Source organism: Aliterella sp. E5.1, from assembly GCF_057473825.1.
Map to the genome: position 1 here is coordinate 1 of NZ_JBYCCV010000347.1, position 1,441 is coordinate 1,441.

At 51.5% G+C, this 1,441-nt stretch carries 1 pseudogene; it reads left to right on the forward strand.

The window, feature by feature from the left end:
- The first annotated feature begins 173 nt into the window (after positions 1-173).
- Positions 174-1,331: pseudogene (locus AC2VE5_RS27110) on the forward strand (ISAs1 family transposase).
- Positions 1,332-1,441 lie beyond the last annotated feature (110 nt).

Sequence of the window (1,441 nt, forward strand, 5' to 3'; positions counted from 1 at the left end):
AATTCACATTTATTAACTCAGTTTTACCACCGCTGTGATCGAACAAATTGGAGGGAAGCCTATTTAGAATAAATTGAAAGAAACAGCATAAATAGCTTTACTGGCCATGGAGCCAGGGTAAACGCATCTAAAAGTGGAGCGGATTTGAGGTAAGGTTGGCACTTTAAGCTCCTATGCCATCCACCAACACCCAAGAAGCTCTCCAAGCCGCTGTCAATGAGTACTTCGGCTGCATCCCTGACCCAAGGGTGGAACGCACCCGCGCTCATCAACTGGTTGATATCATTACCATTGCGCTGTTTGCTATCCTCTCAGGAGCTGATAGCTGGGTCGCCATTGAGACCTACGCTCTAGCTAAACAAGCATGGCTAGCAACCTTCCTGGCCCTGCCGAACGGGATTCCGTCTCATGATACCTTTGCCCGCGTGTTTGCCCGCCTCGACCCTGTAGAGTTGTAAGCCAAGTTTCAACAGTGGGTGCGTCTGATTGCCGCTCATCTGGGTACTCAGGTCATTGCCATTGACGGCAAAACCCTCAAAGGCTCCTATGACCGTGAAGGCGGCGTCAAAGCCCTGCAGATGGTGAGTGCGTGGGCTAGTGAGCATCGTCTGGTGTTAGGCCAATGTGCTGTAGATACCAAATCCAATGAGGTCACGGCGATTCCGGTGCTCCTGGAGCAACTGGATGTCCAAGGAGCTATCATCACGCTCGATGCAATGGGGACTCAAACTGCAATTGCCCGCCAGATTCACGCCGCTCAAGCAGACTATATTCTGGCACTCAAGCACAACCAACCTACGCTAGCAACTCTAGCCGAGGACTGGTTGAGGCAGCATCGGACTGGGTCGCAACCCAGCCTCGTCACCCGTGAGGTGAGTGTATGTGAAGCGGGACATCATCGGATTGAGCGGCGCACCCTTTGGCAAGTACCCGTCACCCAAGTCTTTCCTCCAGAGCTGATTGCCCCTTGGCCACGACTGCAGACTTTAGTGGTAGTTGAAAGCACGCGAGACTTGTGGAATACACAAACCCGCCAAGTGCGCTACTTCATCAGTTCCTTAGCGGTTGCCTCCGCAGACTTTGCCCAGTACATCCGTTGCCACTGGGAGGTGGAAAACCAACTGCACTGGTGTTTGGATGTGACGTTTGCTGAGGATGCGTCTCGGATTCGCAAGGACCATGCACCTCGGAAATTCAGTCTGATGCGGCGGCTGGCTCTCAATCTTTTGCGGCAGGAGTCTTCTAAGGACAGCCTGAAGATGAAGCGATACAAGGCAGCAATGGACAATCGGTTTTTGACCAAGATCCTGAAAGATGCCAGTATAATCTGACTCAAAATTTAGATGCGTTTACCCTGTGAGCGAGGTCCGATTCGCTACCATTCATGAAAGTTAGCAATTTTAAGTGTGAAGGGCCTAGCTCGTCAACAAATCGAACAAAG